This is a genomic window from Oleiphilus sp. HI0066, from assembly GCF_001635725.1.
Window position 1 is genome coordinate 1 of record NZ_LWFH01001247.1, and the last position, 1,585, is coordinate 1,585.

Genomic DNA, 1,585 nt, shown 5'->3' on the forward strand with positions numbered 1-1,585 from the left:
AGTTGCAACTCGTTGATCATTTCGCCCGCGTTATCCGTAGCGGCCTTCATTGCAATCATACGTGCTGCTTGTTCACATGCTGCGTTTTCCACAACGCCCTGATACACCTGAGATTCGATAAAACGAGTCAATAATCCGTCGAGCAAAGCTTTTGCGTCGGGCTCGTAAATGTAGTCCCAATGATGTTGAAGCTCTTCTTCTCCAGAAGCCTTCAAAGGTAGCAACTGATGTAACTCAGCTTGCTGCGTCATGGTGGTCACAAATTCGTTGTATACAACATAAAGACGGTCGATCTTGCCTTCGTCATAAGCGTCAAGCATCACTTTAATTGATCCAATCAACTCATGCGCAGAAGGTTCTTCACCTAAACCGCTAACTGCCGCTACTACGTTTCCGCCGTAACTTTTGAAGAATGAGATTGCCTTTTGGCCGACGGCACAAATGTCCACTTCGACTTCTTGATCAGCCCATGTCTTCATATCGGCTAGTGTTTTCTTGAACAAATTAACGTTCAAGCCGCCACATAAACCGCGGTCAGTAGATACAACGATATAACCTACACGTTTAACATCACGATCTTTCAGATATAAGTGATGATATTCTGGGGTTGCATTTGCCAGGTGGCTAACAACCGCACGAATTTTCTCAGCGTACGGTTTGCCCTGGCTCATACGCTCTTGCGCTTTACGCATTTTACTAGCTGCAACCATTTGCATTGCACTAGTAATCTTTTGCGTACTTTTAACGCTAGAGATTTGATTTCGTATTTCTTTACCAACGGCCATTGTTAGTTGCCTATAAAGTCTGATTAAAAAACTCGATTAAACGGGCAAGCCCATCTAATTACCAAGTTTGGGTAGACTTAAATGTCTCCAAAGAACTCTTGATACCGTCTGCGATATCATTGTTGTAGTCGCCTTTCTCATTGATCTTATTCATAAGATCAGCTTGTTCAGCGTTCATGTAAGAAAGCAATGCTTCTTCAAATGCTACAACTTTGTTCACTGGTACATCATCAAGGAAACCTTCATTGGCTGCGTAAAGTACAACACCCATTTCAGCAACGCTCTGCGGGCTATACTGCTTCTGCTTCATGAGCTCTGTTACACGTTGACCGTGCTCCAATTGCTTACGAGTTGCTTCGTCAAGGTCAGAAGCAAACTGAGCAAACGCTGCAAGCTCACGATATTGAGCAAGTGCTAGACGGACGTTACCGCCAAGTTTCTTAATAATTTTGGTCTGAGCTGCACCACCTACACGAGATACCGAAATACCTGCGTTCATCGCTGGACGAATACCAGCGTTAAATAGGTTAGTTTCTAGGAAGATCTGACCATCAGTGATCGAAATTACGTTAGTGGGTACGAATGCAGATACGTCACCACCTTGTGTTTCGATAACTGGTAGCGCTGTCAAAGAACCTGTTTGGCCTTTAACTTCACCATTAGTGAACTGCTCTACGTACTCTTCACTAACTCGCGATGCACGCTCTAGAAGACGTGAGTGCAAGTAGAATACGTCACCAGGATATGCTTCACGACCTGGTGGACGACGAAGAAGCAATGAAATTTGACGGTATGCCAAA

Annotated in this window: 1 protein-coding gene and 1 pseudogene; both read right to left on the bottom strand. The window is 44.3% G+C overall.

The window, feature by feature from the left end; all coding sequences use genetic code 11:
* The coding region (gene atpG, locus A3738_RS17970) for a F0F1 ATP synthase subunit gamma (protein ID WP_068763755.1) at positions 1-785 on the bottom strand (785 nt) is incomplete at its 3' end.
* A gap of 58 nt (positions 786-843) precedes the next feature.
* Positions 844-1,585, bottom strand: a pseudogene (locus A3738_RS17975) (F0F1 ATP synthase subunit alpha); the annotation flags it as partial.